This is a genomic window from Plantactinospora sonchi, assembly GCF_036422035.1.
Lineage (GTDB): Bacteria > Actinomycetota > Actinomycetes > Mycobacteriales > Micromonosporaceae > Plantactinospora > Plantactinospora sonchi.
This window is the reverse complement of the sequence record NZ_JAZGQK010000021.1, coordinates 234,450-255,903: the sequence shown is the minus strand read 5'-3', so window position 1 is coordinate 255,903 and position 21,454 is coordinate 234,450. Positions and strand designations below refer to the sequence as shown.

17 protein-coding genes are annotated in these 21,454 nt (G+C 72.6%); 9 read left to right on the top strand and 8 right to left on the bottom strand.

Translation table 11 applies throughout. From position 1 onward, the window contains the following. Positions 1–157: 157 nt before the first annotated feature. Positions 158–1,408 carry a 3-phosphoshikimate 1-carboxyvinyltransferase gene (aroA, locus tag V1633_RS24480; protein ID WP_331216722.1) on the top strand — a complete coding sequence of 417 codons (1,251 nt, stop codon included), beginning with the start codon at positions 158–160 and terminating at the stop codon, positions 1,406–1,408. A 71-nt stretch (positions 1,409–1,479) separates the two neighbouring features. Here aroA and V1633_RS24475 read toward each other — a convergent pair whose 3' ends face one another. The 6 genes from V1633_RS24475 to V1633_RS24450 form a co-directional block, all read right to left on the bottom strand. After that, on the bottom strand, positions 1,480–1,704 hold the full coding sequence (locus tag V1633_RS24475; RefSeq protein WP_331216721.1) for a hypothetical protein: 225 nt from the start codon (positions 1,702–1,704) through the stop codon (positions 1,480–1,482). Between the two features lie 159 nt (positions 1,705–1,863). Further along, positions 1,864–2,778: an SMP-30/gluconolactonase/LRE family protein gene (locus V1633_RS24470; protein ID WP_331216720.1), complete on the bottom strand. Its 915-nt coding sequence runs from the start codon at positions 2,776–2,778 to the stop codon at positions 1,864–1,866. 152 nt (positions 2,779–2,930) lie between these two features. Further along, a complete protein-coding gene (locus tag V1633_RS24465) occupies positions 2,931–3,845 on the bottom strand; it encodes a hypothetical protein (RefSeq protein ID WP_331216719.1) in 915 nt (304 codons plus the stop codon). Next, positions 3,839–4,984 (bottom strand): galactonate dehydratase, encoded by a 1,146-nt coding sequence (gene dgoD / locus V1633_RS24460; RefSeq protein WP_331216718.1) that lies wholly within the window; start codon positions 4,982–4,984, stop codon positions 3,839–3,841. The genes V1633_RS24465 and dgoD overlap by 7 nt, the downstream gene beginning before the upstream one ends. A gap of 91 nt (positions 4,985–5,075) precedes the next feature. Beyond that, positions 5,076–5,789, bottom strand: a complete 714-nt coding sequence (locus V1633_RS24455) for a FadR/GntR family transcriptional regulator (RefSeq protein WP_331216717.1) — start codon at positions 5,787–5,789, stop codon at positions 5,076–5,078. A 37-nt stretch (positions 5,790–5,826) separates the two neighbouring features. Continuing rightward, positions 5,827–6,585, bottom strand: coding sequence for an SDR family NAD(P)-dependent oxidoreductase (locus tag V1633_RS24450; RefSeq protein WP_331216716.1), 759 nt, complete (start codon positions 6,583–6,585; stop codon positions 5,827–5,829). A 181-nt stretch (positions 6,586–6,766) separates the two neighbouring features. Here V1633_RS24450 and V1633_RS24445 point away from each other — a divergent pair, with 181 nt between their 5' ends. From V1633_RS24445 to V1633_RS24410, 8 genes are all read left to right on the top strand, one after another. Continuing rightward, on the top strand, positions 6,767–8,056 hold the full coding sequence (locus tag V1633_RS24445) for an ABC transporter substrate-binding protein (protein WP_331216715.1): 1,290 nt from the start codon (positions 6,767–6,769) through the stop codon (positions 8,054–8,056). Further along, the gene (locus V1633_RS24440; protein ID WP_331216714.1) at positions 8,056–8,994 is read left to right on the top strand and encodes a carbohydrate ABC transporter permease; all 939 of its coding nucleotides are present in this window, start codon (positions 8,056–8,058) and stop codon (positions 8,992–8,994) included. The genes V1633_RS24445 and V1633_RS24440 overlap by 1 nt, the downstream gene beginning before the upstream one ends. Then, the gene (locus tag V1633_RS24435) at positions 8,991–9,812 is read left to right on the top strand and encodes a carbohydrate ABC transporter permease (protein WP_331216713.1); all 822 of its coding nucleotides are present in this window, start codon (positions 8,991–8,993) and stop codon (positions 9,810–9,812) included. The genes V1633_RS24440 and V1633_RS24435 overlap by 4 nt, the downstream gene beginning before the upstream one ends. Further along, positions 9,809–11,917, top strand: coding sequence for an alpha-galactosidase (locus V1633_RS24430; RefSeq protein ID WP_331216712.1), 2,109 nt, complete (start codon positions 9,809–9,811; stop codon positions 11,915–11,917). The genes V1633_RS24435 and V1633_RS24430 overlap by 4 nt, the downstream gene beginning before the upstream one ends. Before the next feature lie 191 nt (positions 11,918–12,108). Continuing rightward, positions 12,109–14,871 (top strand): AfsR/SARP family transcriptional regulator, encoded by a 2,763-nt coding sequence (locus V1633_RS24425; protein ID WP_331216711.1) that lies wholly within the window; start codon positions 12,109–12,111, stop codon positions 14,869–14,871. A 154-nt stretch (positions 14,872–15,025) separates the two neighbouring features. Further along, positions 15,026–16,030: a glycoside hydrolase family 43 protein gene (locus V1633_RS24420; protein WP_331216710.1), complete on the top strand. Its 1,005-nt coding sequence runs from the start codon at positions 15,026–15,028 to the stop codon at positions 16,028–16,030. A 69-nt stretch (positions 16,031–16,099) separates the two neighbouring features. Then, a complete protein-coding gene (locus V1633_RS24415) occupies positions 16,100–17,653 on the top strand; it encodes an NAD(P)/FAD-dependent oxidoreductase (RefSeq protein WP_331216709.1) in 1,554 nt (517 codons plus the stop codon). A 104-nt stretch (positions 17,654–17,757) separates the two neighbouring features. Next, positions 17,758–19,164, top strand: a complete 1,407-nt coding sequence (locus tag V1633_RS24410; protein ID WP_331216708.1) for a glycosyltransferase family 39 protein — start codon at positions 17,758–17,760, stop codon at positions 19,162–19,164. 14 nt (positions 19,165–19,178) lie between these two features. On the opposite strand, the gene V1633_RS24405 is transcribed toward V1633_RS24410, so the two are convergent. Together V1633_RS24405 and V1633_RS24400 are read right to left on the bottom strand one after the other, a co-directional pair. Then, the gene (locus tag V1633_RS24405) at positions 19,179–20,042 is read right to left on the bottom strand and encodes an FkbM family methyltransferase (RefSeq protein ID WP_331216707.1); all 864 of its coding nucleotides are present in this window, start codon (positions 20,040–20,042) and stop codon (positions 19,179–19,181) included. A gap of 173 nt (positions 20,043–20,215) precedes the next feature. Further along, positions 20,216–21,451, bottom strand: coding sequence for a vWA domain-containing protein (locus V1633_RS24400; protein ID WP_331216706.1), 1,236 nt, complete (start codon positions 21,449–21,451; stop codon positions 20,216–20,218). Between the last annotated feature and the right edge of the window lie 3 nt (positions 21,452–21,454).

The window sequence follows — 21,454 nt, the reverse complement described above, 5'->3', positions numbered from 1 at the left end:
CCGCGGTCGGACCGGCAGCGCAATCGCTCTCCGTGCCAGATATCCGACCAGACCGGCAGCATCCGCCCGGCGGGTGCGAGGCCGAGGGACCGGCGCCACGGATCAGTAGAATCGGGTTCCGTCCCCGGTGGTCGGGGCGTGACCGAAGGTGGAGATCGTGACGACAGTCCAGGTGCCCGGCTCCAAGTCCGTCACCGCGCGGGCCCTGTTCCTCGCCGCCGCGGCCGACGGCACGTCACGGCTGCGCGCGGCGCTGGACTCCGACGACACCCAGGCGTTCCGGGACGGCCTGCGGACGCTGGGATACCAGGTCACCGAGGCCGGCGACGACTGGCTCGTCGACGGCCGCCCCGCCGGCCCGCCGGCTCCGGACGCGGACGTCTACTGCCGCGACGCCGGCACCGCCGCCCGTTTCCTGCCCGCACTGGCCGCGGTCGGCCACGGCCACTACCGGTTCGACGCCTCGGCGCAGATGCGTCGCCGCCCGGTCGGCCCGCTCGCCACCGCGCTGCGTGACCTCGGGGCCGCCCTCAGCTTCGCGGACGCCGAGGGACACCTGCCGATCGGGATCGCCGCGAACGGACTGCGCGGCGGACGACTGCGGCTGGACGCGTCGGTGTCGTCGCAGTTCCTCACCGCGCTGCTGATGGCCGCGCCGTTGATGACCGACGGGCTCACCATCGAGGTCACCGACCTGGTCTCCCGACCGTACGTGGAGATGACCGTGACGATGATGGGTGACTTCGGGGTCTCGGTGCAGACCGTCGGGAACACCTTCACGGTGGCGCCCCAGCGCTACGTCGCCCGGGTCTACGACGTCGAGCCGGACGCCTCGACAGCGAGCTACTTCTTCGCCGCCGCCGCGCTCACCGGCCGGACGGTCACCGTACCGGGGCTGGGCAAGAACGCGATGCAGGGCGACGTACGGTTCGTCGAGGCGCTGCGGGCGATGGGTGCCGAGGTGGTCGTCGAGGAGAACCGGACCACCGTCACCGGCACCGGACGCCTCAGCGGCCTCACCGTCAACATGCGCGACATCTCCGACACGATGCCCACCCTGGCGGCGATCGCACCGTACGCGGACGGGCCGGTCCGGATCGAGGACGTGGCCAACACCCGGGTGAAGGAGTGCGACCGCCTCGAGGCGTGCGCGACCAACCTCCGGGCGATGGGCATCGAGGTGGCGACCGGCGCCGACTGGATCGAGATCCGTCCCGGTACGCCGCGACCGGCGCTGATCGACTGCCACGCCGACCACCGGATCGCGATGGCGTTCAGCGTCGCCGGCCTGCGCGCCGACGGTCTTGTCCTGGACGACCCGGACTGCGTCCGGAAGACCTTCCCCGGCTTCCACCGCGTCTTCGGCGACCTGCGGCGGGAGTGGGACCTCACCGGACAGCACGGGTAGCGGCCCCGGCCGGCGCGAACCGGCCTGACCGCCGCGAAATCTGGTGCCGTGCTGGCGAAGCAGTCGCCGGGTCAGCGGTCCTTGCCGGCCAGCTGGACCAGCGCGCTGGCGGTCAGGAAGTACTGGCTCCGCCCCAGGTCGCCGATCGTCTTGATGCCCAGCGCCTCCTTCAGGTGGGTGGCGGCGCGCTCGCTGACCCCGGCGAGTGCGGCGACCGGGGCGTCGACGAGCTCCTCCAGGCTCTTGTCCTGGTAGTCCTTGTCGACGAACGCGGCGAGGTTCGCGGTTACCGGCACTGCTGCTCCAAACTGTCCGACGGCCCGGCACAGCGCCGGGCACGGCCGCGGCCATTGTTCCACACAGGAGACAGCGATGATCGACAACCGTGGCCGCCCGGCCCCCACCATCGGGGGGTCCGCCGGCCCGGCCGGCACGGCCGGGACCTGACCCGACGGTCAGCCCGGCTGTCGCTGGTGGACCCCGGGTGCGGCGACGAGGTCGGGGCTGACCGACCGGGCGGGCAGACCGGCGACGTCGACGTCGACCGCGAGCAGCGCGCCGTCCAGCGGTCCGGGCGGGTTCAGCCCGTGCCAGGCACTGGTCACGAAGAGCCGACGCAGGTCGGGGCCGCCGAGGCAGACGCTGGTGGGTTGGGCCACCGGCAGCCGCAGTTCGCGGTCGAGCCGGCCGTCGGGCCGGTAGCGGCGCACCGCGTACCCGCCCCAGAGGGCCACCCAGAGGTGTCCCTCGGCGTCGACCGTCATCCCGTCCGGCGCGCCGTCGGCGGTCGTCAGCCGCAGGAACGGCTCCCGACCGGAGAGTTCACCGGTCGCCGGGTCGACGACGAACCGGTCCACCTCACCCCGGGCGGTGTCGGCCAGGTACATGGTGGTGCCGTAGGCGTCGAAGGCGGGACCGTTGGCGATGGTCAGACCGGTCACCACCGGTACCGGCCCCGAGTCGGCGGTGAGCCGGTACAGCGTCCCCGCGCCGGGCGTCGTGTCGTACGCCATGCTGCCGGCCCAGAACCGGCCGTGCGGGTCGGCGACCGCGTCGTTCATCCGGGCCGGCCTGGGGTTGTCCGCCTCCAGGTCGGCCACCTGCCGGTGGCCGACCGACCCGGAGAGCAGGGCCAGGCCGGTGCCGGCGGCGGCGAGCCAGTCACCGGGCGATCCGGCGACCGGCGCCACCGCGCCCAGCGGGGTCTCCAGCCGGCGCAGTTCACGCAGTGGCGCGGGCGCGTCACCGGTGGTCTCCAGCAGGCGGCCGTCGAGCAGGTCGACCAGGACGAGCCGGCCGTCCAGCCAGCGGGCCCCCTCACCCAGCTCGAACCGGTCGGTGCTCCACGGGGTCGGCTCGGTGAGCCGCATGGTCTCCTCCTTGCGGGTCGGGGCACGCGTCCCTGCGGGTCGGTACGCGGCGGTCGAGCGTCAGGTGTCCGACCGGAACGGTACGCGGCGGCGCCGCCGGCGGTCGATCATCGGACACGCGTCCTTGCCGGTCGCTACCCGGCGGCCGGACGTCAGAGCGTCCGACCGGAACGGTACGCGGAGACGGTGAGCTGCCAGACGACCTCGCCGCTGGCCGGGACCACCGCCACGTCCCCGCCCACCGGATCGGCACCGTCGGCGTCGGTTCCGGAACCGGTCCCGGCCTCGGCGAGGTCGAAGACCGCGCCGAGCATCGGTTCGACCCCGATGCTGCGGTACGGCGTCGGCTGCGGCCAGCCACGCAGGTTGCGCCAGAGCGCGACCGAACGGGGCTGGTCGGAACAGTCGAGGCGCCACCGCAACACGTCCGCCCCGTCGACCACCCGGACGTCCGGGCAGCCGACCAGGATGGCGCCGAGTGCGGTGCCGTCGTCCGGACCGAGCCGGTCCAGCGGCAGCCCGGCCGGCGTCGGCCAGGGCGCGGTGTGCCACCGGGCGCCCGCCGGCCACCCACCATCGGGCAGCAGCTCGGCGGCCTCCGGAAAGAGCCGGGTGGGTGTGCCGGCCGGGGCGACCAGCCGAGCTGCCGGCGACAGCTCCAGCAGGGCATGCGCGGCCCAGACGAACCGGTATCCGGGTTGGGCCGTCAGCCGGTACTCGGCGACCACCGTGCCGGCCCGACCGGTGATCCGCCGGGTCAGGGTGAAGTCGGCGCATTCGACAGTGGCGGCGTCCGGAGCGATCTGCCGCCACTGCCGCGACCAGGCGTCGCCGTGGTCCGGAGTGCCGCGTACGGTTGGCACGCACTCCTCCAGGCCGCCCGCGTCGACAAACGCGTCACCGGGAACGACCCGGTCCCGGCCGACGGCGGTACCGCGCCAGAGCCACTCCCGCCCGCCACCGGCCAGACTGGTCCACCGTCCGCCCCGGGCACTGTCGACGGCGACCCGCAGCGGTACGTCGACCAGCTCCACCGGGACAGGTCCACCGCCGGCATGGCTCACCATTCGGCGAAGGAGCCGTCGTCGTGCCGCCAGACCGGGTTGCGCCAGGCGTGGCCGGTACGGTCGGCGTCCCGTACCGCCTTCTCGTCGACGGTGATGCCGAGCCCCGGCGCCTCCGGGCGACGCAGGTGGCCGTCGACGAACCGGAACGGTTCCGGGTCGACGAGGTAGTCGAGCAGTTCGGAACCCTGGTTGTAGTGGATGCCGATGCTCTGCTCCTGGATCAGGAAGTTCGGCGTGGCGAAGGCGACCTGGAGGCTGGCCGCCAGCGAGATCGGCCCGAGCGGACAGTGCGGTGCCAGCACCGCGCCGTACGTCTCGGCCAGGGCACCGATCCGGCGTACCTCGGAGATGCCGCCGGCGTGGGAGAGGTCGGGCTGGAGCACCGCCACGCCGGCCTGCAGCGGGGCGAGGAACTCGTGCCGGCCGAAGAGCCGCTCGCCGGTGGCGATCGGCACCGCCGAGGCGGTGACGATGTCGGCCAGCCGGTGGTTCTGTTCCGGCACCACCGGCTCCTCGACGAACAGCGGTCGCAGCGGGGCCAGTTCCGGCAGGATGCGCCGGGCCGCCGCGACGCTCGCCCGACCGTGGAAATCGAGTGCGACGTCCCGGTCGTCACCGAGCACCGCCCGCACCGCGGTGAGCCGCTCCACCACCGCGGCCACCTCGGACGAGGTGGGAATGGCGCCGAGTCGACCGGAGGCGTTCATCTTGATGGCGGTCATCCCGGCCGCCACCTGCGCCGCCGCCGCGTCGGCCAGCTCCGCCGGCTCGTCACCGCCGACCCAGGAGTAGATCCGGACCCGGTCCCGGACCGGACCACCGAGCAGCGCGTGCACCGGTGCGCCGTACGCCTGTCCGGCGATGTCCCACAGTGCCTGGTCGAGACCGGCGACGGCGCTGGAGAGCACCGGCCCACCCCGGTAGAACCCGCCCTTGGTGAGCACCTGCCAGTGCTGCTCGATCCGCAGCGGATCCTCGCCGAGCAGGTACTCGGAAAGCACCTCGACGGCGCTGCGTACCGGCTCGGCCCGGCCCTCCACGACCGGCTCACCCCAGCCGACCAGCCCTTCGTCGGTCTCGACCCGGCAGAAGAGCCACCGGGGCGCGATGAGGAAGGTCTCGATTCGGTCGATCTTCACCGGTTGCCTCTCTGTTCCAACGCCTCGGCCGCGTCACCGGCCCGGCTCCGCGCTCGCTCCGCTCCTCGGGCCGCAGGCGGCCCTACGATGCTCACTCGCTGTCGCCTCGGCCGTGCCGCCGTACCTTCTGGACGTCCCGGACGGCCTTGTCGAGCAGGTCGCGCATGGCCTGTTCGGCGGCGGCGTCGTCGCCGCGGCGGATCGCCTCCACCACCGCCCGGTGGCTGGGCACCGGGTCGTCGTCCTGGGCCACGCCGTGCACCAGCCGGTCCCGTTCGGCCAGCCCGGTCTCCATCACCACCTCCATCCGCTCCAGCAGCTCGTTGTGGGTGGCGGCGAGCAGTGCGCGGTGGAAGGTCAGGTCGGCGCCGACGGCGGCGACCGGATCCGTGGCCGCGGCCATCTCGTCCAGCGCCGTGTCGAGGGCGGCGAGGTCGGTCTCGGTCGCCCGGACGGCGGCGAGTCGCGCGGCGGCGGGCTCGACGATGGTACGCACCTCGTGCAGCTGGTCAAGGAGGTGCTGGCCGGCGCCCTCGGCGAACTGCCAGCGGATGATGTCGCCGTCGAGCAGGTTCCAGTCCGCACGGGGGCGTACGAACGTGCCGCGCTTCTGCCGGGCGTCGACGATGCCCTTGGCGCTGAGCACCTTGAGCGCCTCCCGCAGCGCGGTGAGGCTGACGTCGAGCTCGCCCTGCAGGGCGGTGAGGTTCAGGGTGTCCCCCTCGGCGATCTCACCGGCGAGGATGCGCCGGGCGATGACCTCGACGGTCTGGCCGTGAACACCACGGCGTGCGTACTGTGCCAATGCTCTCCGCGCCTTCTCGCTCGTCCGATACCGATCTTCAGGCCGAGGCCTTCACCGCGGTCCAGCCGCCGTCCACCACCAGGGTGGTGCCGGTGACGTACCCGGCGTCCGGCGAGGCGAGGAAGGCGATCGCCGCGGCCACCTCGTCCGGGGTGCCGAACCTGCCGGCCACAGTCTCCGCCACGCTCCGCCGACGGTCCGCATCGGACACCCGGTCCCAGGCGGCGGTGAGGATCGGGCCGGGCAGGACGGTGTTCACCCGCACGTCGGGTCCGTACTCGACGGCGAGTTGCCGGCCGAGCGCGACCAGGCCGCCCTTGGCCGCCGCGTAGGCGGGGTGCCCGGGCAGGCCCACCAGCGCGTGCACCGAGGAGACCAGGACCACCGCGCCGTGGGTGGCGCGCAGGTCGTCCAGGCAGGCCCGCAGGCCGAGGAAGCTGCCGGTGAGGCTCACCGCGAGCTGCCGGTCCCAGGACTGGCGGCTGGTCTCGTGCGCCGGCCTCACCTCGCTGAGGTAGGCGTTGCTGACCAGGATGTCCACCGGTCCGAAGCGGTCACGGAGCGCGGTCACCGCGGCGTCCCAACCGGCCTCGTCGGCGACGTCGGCGATCAGCGGGTACGCCCGCCCGCCGGCCGACTCGATCTGGGCGACGACCGCGGACGGATCCCGTACGTCGACCAGGCCGACGGCCGCGCCCTCGGCGGCGAGGCGTCGGGCGGTGGCCGCACCGATGCCTCCGAATGCCCCTGTGACCAGGGCAACCTTGCCCTCCAGTCGCCGCATACGCTGGCTCACCCGCCCACCGGACTCGAAAAATCAACAGACTCGGGAAGATCAAAACATTAATTAGGAAGAAATCTTGACAGGCCGAGTCCCCGAGTGCAACCTTCTGGATCACACCGTTTGACACACACCGACACACCGCGACCCGCGCAGCGCAGCGCAGCGCAGGGTCGATCATGAAGGGACACACTCCGTGAGCGACTTCGACCCCGGTCGTCGCCGGTTCCTCGGGAACATGGGTCTCGCCGGCCTCGGCGTGCTCGGCGCGGGCAGCCTGGTCGGTTGCGCCAGTTCCGCCAGCACCGGCGGCGGCAAGAACTCGGGCACGATCACCCTGCAGTCGAACCTCTCCTCCCCGCAGGCGAAAGTCGCGATGGAGAAGATCGTCGAGAACTTCACCAAGCAGGGCAAGGGCGCCGCGACGCTGAACACCATCGCGGCCGAGACCTTCCGGACCCAGCTGCCGACCTACCTGACCTCGGCCAACCCGCCCGACCTCTACACCTGGTACGCGGGCTCGGTGGCCAACGACTACGCCAGCAAGGGTCTGCTGCTGGACGTCTCCGACGTGTGGCAGGGCATGGCGGACTACCCCGAGGCGCTGCGCACCCTCTCCACCGACGCGTCCGGCCGCAAGGTCTTCGTGCCGATGAACAACTACTGGTGGGGCTTCTTCTACCGCAAGTCCAACTTCGCCAAGTGGGGCGTGCAGGAGCCGAAGACCTGGGCCGACTTCATCGCGCTCTGCAAGACCCTGGAGAGCAAGGGGATCCCGCCGATCGGCATCGGCCTCGGCGACACCCCGTGGGTCGCCTCGGCCTGGTTCGACTACCTCAACATCCGGATCAACGGGGCCCCGTTCCACCGGGAACTGCTCGCCGGCAAGCAGCGTTTCGACGACCCGAAGGTCAAGGCGGTCTTCACCCGCTGGCGTGAGGTCCTGCCGTACTTCGACCCGAAGGGCAAGGCATACCCGTTCCAGGAGGCGACCACCGCGCTGCTCGGCGGCAAGACCGGGATGTTCCTGATCGGCACCTTCTTCGCCGACGCCGCCCCGAAGGACGCCCTCGGCGACCTCGACTTCTTCCAGTTCCCGATCATCGACCCGGCGGTGCCGGTCGCCGAGGAGGCGCCCACCGACGGCTTCTTCGCCAGCGCCCGGACCGGGAACCCGACCGGCACCAAGGACCTGCTGCGCTACCTGGCGTCGGTCGAGGCCCAGGAGCTGTACATCGCGAGCAGCTCGGGCATCATCCTGCCGGCCAACCCCGGGGCGAAGGCCGCCGACTCCCCACTGGTCGCCAAGGGCAAGGCGATGCTGGAGAGCGCCAAGGAACTGACCCAGTTCTTCAACCGCGACTCCAGCGACGCCCTCCAGCCGACCGCCGACACCGCGCTGACCAAGTTCATGGACAAGCCGGACGACATCGACGCGATCCTGCGTGAGTGGCAGGCCGGCGCCGAGAAGGTCTTCAAGGGCTGATGACGACACTCGCACCAGCCGAGAGCACGCAACAGCGGCAACCGGCGGGGACCCGCCCGCGGCGGCGATCGGCGAAACGCCTGTCGCCGCTGCTGGTGGCGTTTGTCCTCGTCCCGTTCGCGGTCGAGAGCATCTGGGTCTTCTGGCCCGCCCTGCAGGGCTTCTGGTTCTCGCTGACCCGGTGGGACGGCCTGGAGCCGCCGCAGTTCATCGGCCTCGACAACTACACCGAGCTGGCCGGGGACAGTGTCTTCCGGGGCGCGCTGCTCAACACCGTGATCTGGCTGGTGCTCTTCGGCGGCCTCTCGGTCGTCGGCGGCTTCGGCATGGCACTGCTGCTGCAGAAGGAGCGGCGCGGTATCACCTTCTACCGCGCCGCGCTCTTCACCCCGGTGGTCTTCTCCCTGGTCGTGACCGCGCTGGTCTGGCGGGTCTTCTACCAGCCGGACGGGCTCGCCGACCAGCTGCTGCGCGCGGTCGGGCTGGAACAGCTGATCCGGCCCTGGCTCGCCGACCCGCAGACCGCGCTCTACGCGGTCATCCTGCCCGCCCTGTGGCGGCAGATCGGCTACGTCATGGTGCTCTACCTCGCCGGGCTCAAGGCCATCGACCCGGCCCTGCACGAGGCGGCCCGGATGGACGGCGCCAACAACTGGCAGCGGCTGTGGCGGGTCACCGTACCCCAGCTGCGCGGCGTCAACGCGGTGGTGCTGTCGGTCATCGTGATCGACTCGCTGCGCTCGTTCGACATCGTCTGGTCGTTGACCCGGGGCGGGCCGTACCACTCGTCCGAGCTGCTGAGCACCTACATGTACTCGACCGCCTTCCAGAGCCTGCGGCTCGGCTACGGCTCCGCCATCGCCGTGGTGATCTTCGTACTGGCGCTCGCCGTCATCCTCGGCTACCTCGTCCGCGCGTTCCGGGAGGACGACGCATGACCCGCCTACGGACCGGCGCCTTCCACGTCGGCATGAGCCTGGTGGCACTGCTCTGGCTGGGCCCGATCGCCTGGGTCGTGGTCATGTCGACCCGCAGCTTCGACGACATCGCGGCCAACGGGGTCGGCAGCCTGCCGCACTCGTTCACCCTGGACACCTACCGGCAGGCGTGGACCGACGGCGGCGAACTCCGGGCACTGACCAACAGCATGCTGGTCACCGTACCGTCGGTACTGCTCAGCCTGGTGCTGGCCGCGGTCGCCGCCTTCGCCCTGGGCCGCTACCGGATCCCGTTCCGCCGGACGATCCTGCTGCTGATGCTCGCCGGCAACCTGCTGCCGCCGCAGATCCTGCTCATCCCGGTCAGCAAGTTCAGCGAGCTGACCGGCCTCTACGACACCCTCTGGGCGCTGATCGCGGTCCAGGTCGGCTTCGGTCTCGGCTTCTACACGTTCGTGCTGCACGGCTTCATGCGCGACCTGCCGAACGAGATCCAGGAGGCGGCGGTGATCGACGGGGCCGGACCGGGCCAGATCTTCGCCCGGGTCATCCTGCCGCTGACCCGACCGGCGCTCGCCGCCCTCGGCGCGCTCTCCTTCACCTGGATCTTCAACGACCTGCTCTGGGCGATCACGGTGCTCCGCACCGACGACAAGATGCCGGTCACCCCCGCCCTGCTGGCGTTGCAGGGACAGTTCGTCTCCTCGTGGAACGTCATCGCCGCCGGCACGGTGATCGCCGCCGTGCCCACGGTGCTGGTCTTCCTCCGCTTCCAGCGGCATTTCGTGTCCGGACTCGCGATCGGAGCTGTCAAGTGACCGAGGGTGCCAAGCCGCGACGCTGGACGCTGCGCGGCGCACACACCGAGTACACCGTGGCCGTCCCGGAGCACGGACGCTGGCTCGAACTGGTGGCCTGGGGGCCGCACGGGGTCAGCGACGGTCCCTCACCGGTGGAGTACACCGGCCCGGTCCCGTTCCTCACCGCCGGCGACGCCGCCCCGGTCGAGTACGCCACCGACGCGGTCCGCCCGTTCACCGGCGCCGACCTGGTGGTGGAGACGGACACCGGGGACCGTCGGATCGCCCTCGGCTACGTCGACGCCGACGGTACCGAGGGACGGCTAGCGGTCACCTTCGCCGATCCGGTCACCGGGCTGCGTGCCGTGGTGCACTACGAGGTGCCGGCCGGCACCGACGTGGTGTCCCGGTGGGTCGAGCTGACCAACACCGGGTCGGCACCGCTGCGGCTCGTCCGCGCCGGTACCGCCGGGTTCTGCGTACCGACCCCGCACGGGGCCCGGCTCAGCTACCAGTGGGGGCAGTGGGCCCAGGAGTTCCAGCTCGACCACGTCGACCTCGGTCACGGTGGCTTCACCGTCGGCAGCGCCCAGGGCGTACCCGGACACCTGTACCTGCCCTGGCTCGCGATCCGGGACCAAACCGAACCGGCTGGCCCGACCTGGGGCGTCGCCCTGGCCTGGACCGGCTCCTGGGAGATCAGCGCGGAACGGGACACCGGTGGCCTGACCCGGGTACGCGCCGGTCGGCACCTGGTCGACGGGCCGCTCGACCTGCCCGCCGGGGACCGGGTCACCCTGCCGACGGTCAGCGGTGCGTACAGCCCGGACGGACTGGACGGGCTGGCCCGGGTCTGGCACACCTACCAGCGCCGGCTCGCCGGGGAGCGGCTCACGCCCCGGCCGGTGCTGTACAACTCGTGGGAGGCGACGTACTTCGCGGTGGACGCGGAGAACCAGCTCGCGCTCGCCCGGATCGCCGCGGACCTCGGGGTGGAGACCTTCGTGGTCGACGACGGCTGGTTCGTCGGCCGTGACGACGACACCGGTGGCCTGGGCGACTGGACCCCGGACCCGGCGAAGTTCCCGGCCGGCTTCGACGCCTTCGTCAAGGAGGTCCGTGGGCTCGGCATGAACTTCGGGCTCTGGGTGGAGCCGGAGTGCGTCAACCCGCGCTCGACGCTCTACGCCGAACACCCCGACTGGGTGTACGCGGTGGAGGGGCGGCCGCTCACCCCGATCCGTAACCAGTACCTGCTCGACCTCGGCCGACCCGAGGTGGCCGAGTTCGTCCACTCCACCGTGGATGGTCTGCTGCGTCGGCACGACATCGGGTACCTGAAGTGGGACTTCAACCGGCCGCGTACCGAACCGGGGCGGGTCGGGCCGGACCGGGGAGCCGGGCTGGCGGCCGGCGGGCGGATCGACCTCGACGGTGCGCACGTCGCCAACCTGCACCGGATCTACGAACAGCTGCGCCGGGACCATCCGCACGTGCTGATCGAGGCCTGTGCCGGCGGCGGCGCGCGGACCGACCTGGCGATGGCCGCCCGGGCCGACGTCTTCTGGCCGAGCGACAACACCGGCCCGCTGGACCGGCTGGCCATCCAGTACGGCTTCCTGCACGCCAACGCGCCGCACCTGCTCAGCTCCTGGGTGACCGACTCCCCCGGCCTGTTCGACCCGCGTCCCCGCTCGCTGGCGTTCCGGTTCGTGCTCGCGATGGCCGGGGTGCTCGGCATCGGCGCCGACATCCGGCACTGGACACCGGAGCAGCGCGCCGAGGCGGCCCGGTGGATCAACCGGTACAAGGAGATCCGGGAGATCGTCATGCACGGCACCGTGCGGCTGATCGGCGGCCCGGACCAGCCGCGCTGCGCCGTGCAGTACACCGCGCCCGACGACAGCACGGTGGTGGTGCTCGCCTGGCACACCGGCCGACTCGACGGCGCGGGTCTGCTGCCGTCCCGCCCGGTCCGGCTGCCGCTGGCCGGCCTCGACCCGGCCTCGGTCTACCGGCACGACGCGGTCCGTTACTCCGGCAGTCACCTGGCCTCGGTCGGCCTGCCGGTACGGTGGAGCGCCGAGCACGACGCGGAGCTGGTGGTGCTCCGGCGGGACTGACCCGCCGACCCGGCGGCAGGGCGGGCCCGGGCCGTCCTGCCGCCGGGAACCGCCGGCACCGTCGCCGCCTACCGGTGGCACGTCCACTGTGGCCTCGCCGACGGCACGGACATCGACCTTGTAGAATCCTTGAATCCGCTGGTCATGGCGGCACGAGGTCGATCTCGTCCATACCGGAGGCGACTGACCGCATGGTTGAGTTCCGGCTGCTCGGCGAGGTCGAGGCCCGCGTCGACGGCCACCCGGTCGACCTCGGCCACGCCCGGCAGCGGGCGGTGCTGGCCGCGTTGCTGGTCGAGGCGAACGGCACCGTTCCGGTGGACCGGCTGCTCGACCGGGTCTGGGGGGACCGTCAGCCGCAACGGGCCCGGGAGGCGCTCTACAGCTACCTGTCCCGACTGCGACGCCGACTCGCCGGCGCCGGTACCGTCACCATATCCCGGCAGGCCGGCGGCTACCTGGTGACGGTCAGCCCGAGCGCGGTCGACCTGCACCGGTTCCGGCACCTGGTCGGCCAGGCCCGGACCGCCGACGACGGACAGGCGCTGGCGCTGCTGGAGGAGGCGCTCGGCCTCTGGCACGGCCCGGCCTTCGCCGGGCTCGACACCCCCTGGCTGAACACCACCCGGGAGGCACTCGGTCAGGAACTGCTCACCGCCGAACGGCGGCACGCCGACCTCGCACTGGCTGCCGGACGGCACACCGAGATCCTCACCAGGCTGCTGCGGCTCGCCGCCGAACATCCGCTCGACGAGCACCTCGCCGGCCAGCTGATGCTCGCGCTCTACCGGTGTGGCCGGCAGGCCGACGCGCTCGCGCGATACCAGCGGCTACGCGAGCTCCTCGCCGACGAGTTGGGAGCCGACCCCGGGACGGCGCTACGCGAGCTGCACCGGCGGATCCTGACCGCCGACCCGGCGCTGGACGTACCCGCCGTCGAACCGGCGGCGGTGCGGGCGCCGGTTCCGCGCCAACTGCCGGCCAGTCCGCCGCTGTTCGTCGGCCGGGCCGAGGAACTGGCGGCTCTCGCCGAGCCGGCCGACGCCCCGGTCTGGATCGTCTGCGGGACCGGTGGTGTCGGCAAGACGTGGCTGGTGCTGCGCTGGGCGCACGACAACCTGTGGCGGTTCCCGGACGGACAGATCTGGCTCAACCTGCGGGGCTTCGCCCCGGCGGCCACACCGGTATCGCCGTCGACGGCGGTACGGGCCATCCTCGACGCGCTCGGCGTACCGGCGACGGAGGTGCCGACCGACCTCGACGCCCAGATCGGGCTCTACCGCAGTCTCGTCGCCGGCCGCCGGATGCTGATCGTGCTCGACAACGCGGTCGACGCCGCACAGGTGCGGCCGCTGCTGCCCGGCGGCGACGGTTGCGTCGTACTGGTGACCAGCCGCAACCAGCTGCCCGGCCTGGTCGCGGTCGACGGGGCCCGGGTGTTGACCCTCGGCCTGCTCTCCGCCGCCGAGTCCCGCGAGCTGCTGGCCCGCCGACTCGGCAGTGACCGGATCGCGGCCGAACCGGAGGCCGCCGACGAGATCGTCACCGGCTGCGCCCGGCTCTCGCTGGCGCTTGTTGTCGTCGCCGCCCGGGCGGCGGCACACCCGGGCTTTCCGCTCGCCGGCCTCGCCGCCGAACTCCGCGAGACGGCCGGCGGCCTGGACGCCTTCGACGGCGGCGATCAGCTCCTCGACGTACGGGCCGCGCTCTCCTGGTCGTACCGGACGATGAGCCCGGCGGCGGCCCGGGTCTTCCGGCTGCTCGGCCTGCACCCCGGACCGGACGTCTCGGTCACGGCGGCGGCGAGCCTGGTCGACCTGCCGGTCGGCCGGGTACGCCCGCTGCTGGCCGAGATCGCCCGGGCCCACCTGATCGACGAGCACGCGTACGGCCGGTACGCCTTCCACGACCTGCTGCGCGCGTACGCCGCCGAGCTGACCGACACCGAGGACACGCCCGCCGACCGGGCCGCGGCCCTGCGTCGGATGTTCGGGCACTACCTGCACACGGCGCACCCGGCCGCGTTGGTGCTCGACGCGCACCGGGACCCGATCGACCTCGAACCGGCGGAACCGGGGGCGCTCGTCCACCCGGTCGACACGTACGAGCAGGCGATGGCCTGGTTCACCGCCGAGCACAACAACCTGGTCGCCGCCGTCAGCCGGGCCGCCGAGGCCGGTTTCGACGCCTACGCCTGGCAGCTCACCTGGACGCTGGTCTCGTTTTTCGACCGGCAGGGGCACTGGCACGACCGGCTCGCCCTGCAGCAGGTGGCGCTGGCCGCCGCCGACCGGCGGGGGGATCTCGCCGGGCAGACCGTCTCACACCGCGACCTGGCCCGGGGGTTGAGCCAGCTCGGCCGGTACGACGACGCGCGGGCCCATCTGCGGCGGGCGTTCGCGCTACTCGGCCGGCTCGGCGACCAGGTCGGACAGGCCCACACCCACCTGAGCATGAGCATGATCTACGACCTGCAGGGCCGGATCCCGGACGCGATCCGGCACGACCTGCTCTCCCTGGAGCTGTACCGCAGCCTCGGGCATCAGAGCGGGCAGGCGAACGCGTTGAACAACGTGGGCTGGCACCACGCCCTGCTCGGCGACTACCAGGAGGCGCTGGGGTACTGCGAGAAGGCGCTGGTGCTGCAGGCCGAGATCGGCCACCGGATCGCCGAGACGAGCACCTGGGACAGCCTCGGTTACATCCGGCACCGCCTCGGCGACCACGCGCAGGCGCTCGCCTGCTTCGAGCGCGCCATCGAGCTGAGCCGTGAGCTGGGTCACCGGTTCGGCGAGGCGGAGGCGCTGGACCACCTCGGCGACGTACGGCAGGACCTCGGCGAGCCGGACCGCGCCCGGGCGGCGTGGCGGGCCGCGCTGGAGATCCTCACCGTGCTCGGCCACCCGGCCGCCGAAGCGGTACGCGCCAAGCTGCCCGACGCGCCGGCGCCCTGACCCGGCCGGCGACCGGCAGTCAGCGGTTCCGGGAAGAGCGGGCGGCTGGCCGGGGTTGTCCCACAGGAAGCCCCCCAACCCTCCTGGATCGGACAAACCTCTCGTGTTGTACGAGCCGGCCCTGCCGGGCCGATACCGCGTCACCGTGATGATCATGGCGCTCGTCGTCAGTGTCGCGGCGATGGTGGGTTGGACCGGCCGGCCGCCGTACTCCCCCGCGCCGACGGAGACCGCCCCGGGCATGTTCGTCAACCCGGTGCACCAGGGTGACAGCCCGGATCCGCAGGCGGTCCTCGTCGACGGCACCTGGTATCTGGTGCACACCAACAGCGGGGGGCAGAACGTCCCGGTCCTGACCTCGACCGACCTGGTCACCTGGACACCGGCCGGCGACGCCCTGCCGACGCTGCCCCGCTGGGCCGACCCCGGTCGCACCTGGGCACCCGAGATCATCACCAGCAACCCCGGCCACTACCGGCTCTACTACACCGCCGCCGACCACAACTCCGGGCGCGAGTGTGTGGGGCGGGCGGTGGCCGACTCCCCCGGCGGCCCGTACCGGGACGACTCAGCCACTCCCCTGGTCTGCACCCCGGAGCAGGGCGGTGCGATCGACCCGAGCCCGTACCGGGACAGTGACGGCAGCCTCTGGCTGCTCTGGAAGAACGACGGCAACGCGATCGGCGCCGACACCTGGCTGTGGTCGCAACGACTCTCCGCGGACGGACTGCGGCTGGTCGGCGAGCCACACCGGCTGCTGAGGCAGACCAGCGCCTGGGAGGGGCCGCTGGTCGAGGCGCCGTTCCTCTGGCGGCACGACGGTCGGCTCTTTCTCTTCTACTCCGCCAACGCCTACGACCGGAACACGTACGCCGAGGGGTACGCCACCTGCGCGACGCCGGCCGGCCCCTGCGCGAAGGCGCCGGAGAACCCGATCCTGCGGGCCGACGACGTCGCCGCCGGCCCCGGACACGCCGCGATGGTCGAGTACGCCGGGCGAACCTGGCTGCTGTACCACGCCTGGCGACCCGGCGCCGAGGGAACGGCCAGGCCGGGGCGGCAGCTCTGGCTCGACGAGGTCACCTGGGAAGGCGGTCGTCCGCACGTGCACGGTCCGACCGGCAGCCCTCAGCCCCGTCCCCAGCCCGTCGCGCCGTAGCCGACCGTCCCGGACCCGCTCCTGCGGAAATGCAGGATTCGGCATGCCGGATCGGGGGAAGGCACCGCCGTGACGAGTGGGCGGAACGGCAGGGCCGACGGACCGGCCTCCGGCACGGCTCCGACACCCGCGTGGGGTACGGCGCACAGCGGCGCCCCGGAGACCCTGGTGATCGGCGCCGGGCCGGCCGGACTGACCGCCGCGCTGATGCTGCTCCGCGCCGGGCACCGGCCGGTGGTGCTGGAGGCGAGCGGCGAGGTGGGTGGGATCAGCCGCACGGTGGAACGCGACGGCTGGCGGTTCGACCTGGGCGGACACCGCTTCTTCACCAAGGTCGACGAGGTGCGGGAGCTGTGGCACGAGATCCTGCCGCCGGAGGACTTCCTGTGCCGGCCCCGGATGAGCCGGATCCTCTACCGGGGCCGGCTCTTCGACTACCCGCTCAAACCGATGAACGCACTGCGCAACCTCGGCCCGGTCGAGGCGGCGCGTTGCGTCGGTTCGTACCTCTGGGCCCGGATCCGGCCGCCTCGGGACCAGAGCCACTTCGAGGGCTGGGTGACGGCCCGGTTCGGCCGCCGCCTCTACGGGATCTTCTTCAAGACGTACACCGAGAAGGTCTGGGGCGTGCCCGGAACCCTGATCCAGGCGGACTGGGCGGCACAGCGGATCCGCGACCTGTCGCTGGGCGCCGCGGTCCGGGACGCGTTGCGTCCGCGCCGGACCGGCCGTGACCAGGAACGGATCACCACCCTGATCAACGAGTTCGAGTACCCCCGGCTCGGCCCGGGCATGATGTGGCAGCGGGCCCGGGAGCTGGTCGAGGCCGGCGGTGGCGAGGTACGGCTGCGCCGCCCGGTGGTCCAGGTGCACCACGCCGACGGTCGGGTCAACGGGGTGACGGTGGCCAGGGAAGGTGTCCTCGAACGCGTCGACTGCGACCGGCTGATCTCGTCCATGCCGCTGACCGAACTGGTCCTGGTGATGGATCCGCCGCCGGAGGTCGCGGCGGCCGCCCGGGCGTTGACGTACCGCGACTTCCTCACCGTCGCCCTGGTCCTGCCGGTACGCGACGCCTTCCCGGACAACTGGATCTACGTGCACACCCCTGGAGTACGGGTCGGCCGGGTGCAGAACTTCGGCTCCTGGTCGCCGTACCTGGTCAAGGACGGGCACACCTGCCTCGGGCTGGAGTACTTCGTCCGCGAGGGCGACGAGCTGTGGCGGATGCCGGACGACGAACTGGTCACGCTGGCCGCCCGGGAACTGCGCGAACTGGGACTGGTCGACGGCACCGTGACGGCCGGGTACGTCGTGCGGGTCCCAAAGGCGTACCCGGTCTACGACGCCGGATACGCCGGCCACGTCGACGTGCTCCGCCGTTGGCTGACAGAGGTAGCGCCGAACCTCTACCCGGTGGGGCGCAACGGGATGCACAAGTACAACAACCAGGACCACTCGATGTTGACCGCGATGCGGGCGGTGGAGAACATCCTCGGTGCCACGTACGACCTCTGGGCGGTCAACGTGGAGGACGACTACCAGGAGGAGGGCGGGCCGGACCGGGACGGCGGCGGTCGCGCCGCGCCGACGTACGCGGCGGCGGGCCAGCCCCGGGGATGACGGCCCCCCGGCGAACCGACCGATCGGACCGGTCCACCTCCGGGAAGGACGCCCAACCGGCGGGCGGCGACGGGCGATGGCGCCGGGCGGGGCCGAGGCTGCTCGTGCTGCTGGTGGTCGCCGCCGGCCTGGTGCCGCGCTTCTGGTCCACCTCCCCGCTCTGGCTGGACGAGGCGCAGAGCGTCGCGATCAGCCGACTGCCGCCGGCCGAACTCCTCACCGCGTTGCGCGGAGACGGCGCGCCGCCGCTGTACTACCTGATCCTGCACGGCTGGATCGCGCTGGTCGGCACCGGGGACACGGCGGTACGCGCCCTTTCCGGCCTGTTCGCCACCGCCGCCCTGCCGCTGTTCCACCTCCTGGGCCGCCGCCGGGGTGCGGGCCCGGTCACCCTCGTGCTCGCGGCGGCCAATCCGTGGCTGGTCCGCTACGCCACCGAGGCCCGTCCGTACGCCCTGGTGGTGCTGCTGGTGCTGCTCGGGGTCCTCGCGCTGGCGGCGGTGCACCGGCGCCCCGGCCCGGTGTCCGCACTCGCCCTCGCCGTGGTCACCGGACTGCTGCTGCTCACCCACTACTGGGCGCTCTTCCTGTACGCGGTGGTCGGCGTCGGCGTCCTGGGATGGCTGCTGCACCGCCGTTGCCGGGCGGCCGGATGGAGCCTGGCCGGACTCGCCGCCGGTGTCGTACCGTTCCTGCCCTGGCTGCCGACCTTCCTGCACCAGAGTCGGCACACCGGGACCCCGTGGTCCGGTCGGAGCGGGCCGCAGGTGCTGCTGCACGTGGTGGTCGACTGGTCCGCCACCGAGGTACGACCGGCGATGGCGCTGGTACTGGTGACCTGGCCACTGATGGTGCGGGGGGCGTTGGCCGGCGGGCGGCGCGCCCGGTGGATCGGCGCCGCCGGTGCCGCCACGCTGCTGCTCGCGGTCGGTGTCGCCTGGCTCACCCGGTCGGCGGTGGTCAGCCGCTACACGGCGGTGGTGGTGCCGTTGGCGCTGCTGCTGCTCGGCCTCGGAGCGACGCTGCTGCCGAAACTGTGGCGGATTGTGCTGGTGACCGGGCTGACCGTCGCCTGGCTGGCGGTGGACGCGGTCCTGGTCGGTCGGCCGCGAACCGACGCGGCGGCGGTCGCCGGCGTACTGAACCGGCAGCTCACCGACGCCGACACCGTGATCTTCTGCCCCGACCAGCTCGGTCCCGACGTGGTACGCCGACTGCACCACCGGCCCCGGCTGCTCAGCCTCCCCGAGCAGGACTGGCCGGGCCGGTTGGACTGGACCGACTACCGGCAGCGGATCGAGGCCCAGGATCCGGTCGAACTCGCCCGCCGGATCGCCGCCGGACGCGGTGGCGGCGCGGTCTGGCTGGTGCCCCGGTACGGCTACCGCCCGTTCGGCGAGCGGTGTGAGCAGCTCGGCAGGGCGCTGGCCGAGGCGCTGGGCCCGGCCCGGCCGTACCCGGTGGCGAGCTTGACCGGTTCGGAGGTGATCTGGCGGTGGGCCCCCCGGTAGTCACCGGCCGCATGTCAGCCCTCCGGTGTCACCCCGCCCGCCGGCCCCTGCGGTTCGGCCGCCGGAGACGCCGGATCGCCCGCCGGCCCCTGCGGTTCGGCCGCCCGGGACGCCGGATCGCCCGCCCAGCCGGCGGACGTCGTGTGCTCGTCGGTGTTCAGCCGGGCGTAGACGTCGCCGGACCGGCCCGCCGGACGGAACCGGTCGAGGAGGCGGATCAGGCCCGCCGCGTCGAGCCACTCGTCGCTGGCGTACCGCATCGTCTCGACCGGCGAGTAGTTGTAGCGGTATCCGCCCGCCATGGCCCCGAGTCGTTCCACCAGGTCGAGCACGGCGAGCGCGGCGTCGTGCGCCGGTGGCAGGTACTCGAAGGAGAGCGCGGGCAGCGGTCGGCTGAGCCCACGCAGCACGTCCAGTTCGAAACCCTCAACGTCGATCTTGCAGAAGGCCGGTGTGCCGTGCACGGCGACAAGATCGTCGAGGGTGGTCACCGCCACCTCGACCGACCGGTCCCACCGCACCCGGGAAAAGCTCTCGTCCGTGGTGACCGACTCGATCCAGTCCTGCGACATGGTCGAGACGGTCGGATGGGTGGTCGACAGGGCGAGTGACGCCCGCCCGGACCGTGCCCCGATCGCCTCGGGGACGATCACCACACCCCGGTCCCGGCCGAAGAGGAGCCGCAGGATCCGGAGGCAGTCGGGCTGCGGCTCGACCGCCACCACCCGGGCACCGAGCCGCCGCCAGGTGCGTACCCGTCCGCCGACGTGCGCCCCGATGTCGAACCCGACCTCGCCCGGCCCGAGGAACTCCTGGTAGAGCTGGCGGGCACGGCGGTGCTTGCTCGGCTGGCCGTGGTAGATGGCCAGGGATCGCATGATCCCCCAGGTACGGCGGAACAGGGGCGGAATCCCTCGACCGGTCGTCACGATCACCCTTTCGTCGCTGCGGCGCGGATGCCCGCACCCCTGGGTACGGAAAATCCGGTCGATCGGTTCGCTTCCGGTCGATTGGATTCCGACCCGTTCCAGTGTCGGCCACTCCGCCCGGGTCAGGACTCCGGGTCGGCGATGTGGACGGTGGTGATCCAGGCCGGCGGGGCCGGCGGGGCATGCCCGATCAGCCCGGCGATCAGCCGGGTCGACTCCAGCGGGGCCGCCGGCCAGGGGGTGTGTCCGTCGGTCAGCACGACCACGATGTGCGGCCTGCCCTTCAGCGCCTCGGTGACCCCGACCCGCAGGTCCGTGCCACCGCCGCCGGCGAGACGTACCTCGCCGACGGTGTGCACCTGGCGGACGACGTGCACGTCCGCGTCGCAGGCGAGCACGGTGACCCGGTTGCCACCGATCCCGACCGCCCGGAGCACCCCGGCGACCTCGGTGAGCGCCGCCGCCAACTGGGCGTGTCCCATCGATCCGGAGGTGTCCACCACGATCGCGACCCGGGGCACCGGCTGACGCAGGCTCGGCAGCACCACCCCGCGCAGCGCGGCCGACCGCCGGGACGGCCGGTGGTACGTGTAGTCCACCGCCCCGCTCGCCCAGGCGGCCGCCTCGCGTACCGCGCCGGTCAGCGCCCGACGCCAGTCGACCGTCGGTTCGAGGACCTCGACGGCCCACCGCTGCCAGCCGGCCGGCACCGTACCCCGGGTACGCCCGTGGGTCCGGATCGCCCGGGCGGTGTCCCGGCGGATCGCGCCCGCCTCGACGTCACTGACCGCACCCTCGGCCGCGCCGTTCTCCCACGGCCGGTCGACGCCGTGTGCCCCGGAGCCGCAGTCCGACTCGACGCCGGTGCCGTGCTCGCCGCCGAACCCCGGGTGCCCGTGCACGCTCGCCGGCAGCCGGGGCAGGTACTGCTCGAACAGCAGCCCGTCCGGCAGCTGGTAGGTCTTCGGTTCGATCCGGCCGGGCGGCAGGGGCAGCAGGTCCGCGATCAGGTCGTCGTTGATCTCGCAGTCCTGCGCGACGTTGACCCGGTGGTGGTCCGCGCGGTCCGCGTGCGCGAGTCGGTCGGCCCGGCCGTGGTGGTCGCGGAGCAGGTGCGCCACCTCGTGGATCCAGACCGCGGCCAGTTGGGGAACGGGCAGCCGGTCGACGAACTCCGGCGACACGTAGCACCGCCACCGCCGGTCCACGCCCATCGTCGGCACCTGTCGGGACTCCACGACGGTGACGCTGAACAGCGCCGTCGCCAGGTACGGCCGGTCCTGGGCGGCCCGGAACCGGGCCGCGAGCAGCTTGGTCCGGTCGAGCGCCCCGGAACCGTCGGGCGCCCGCCTGGTCATCCG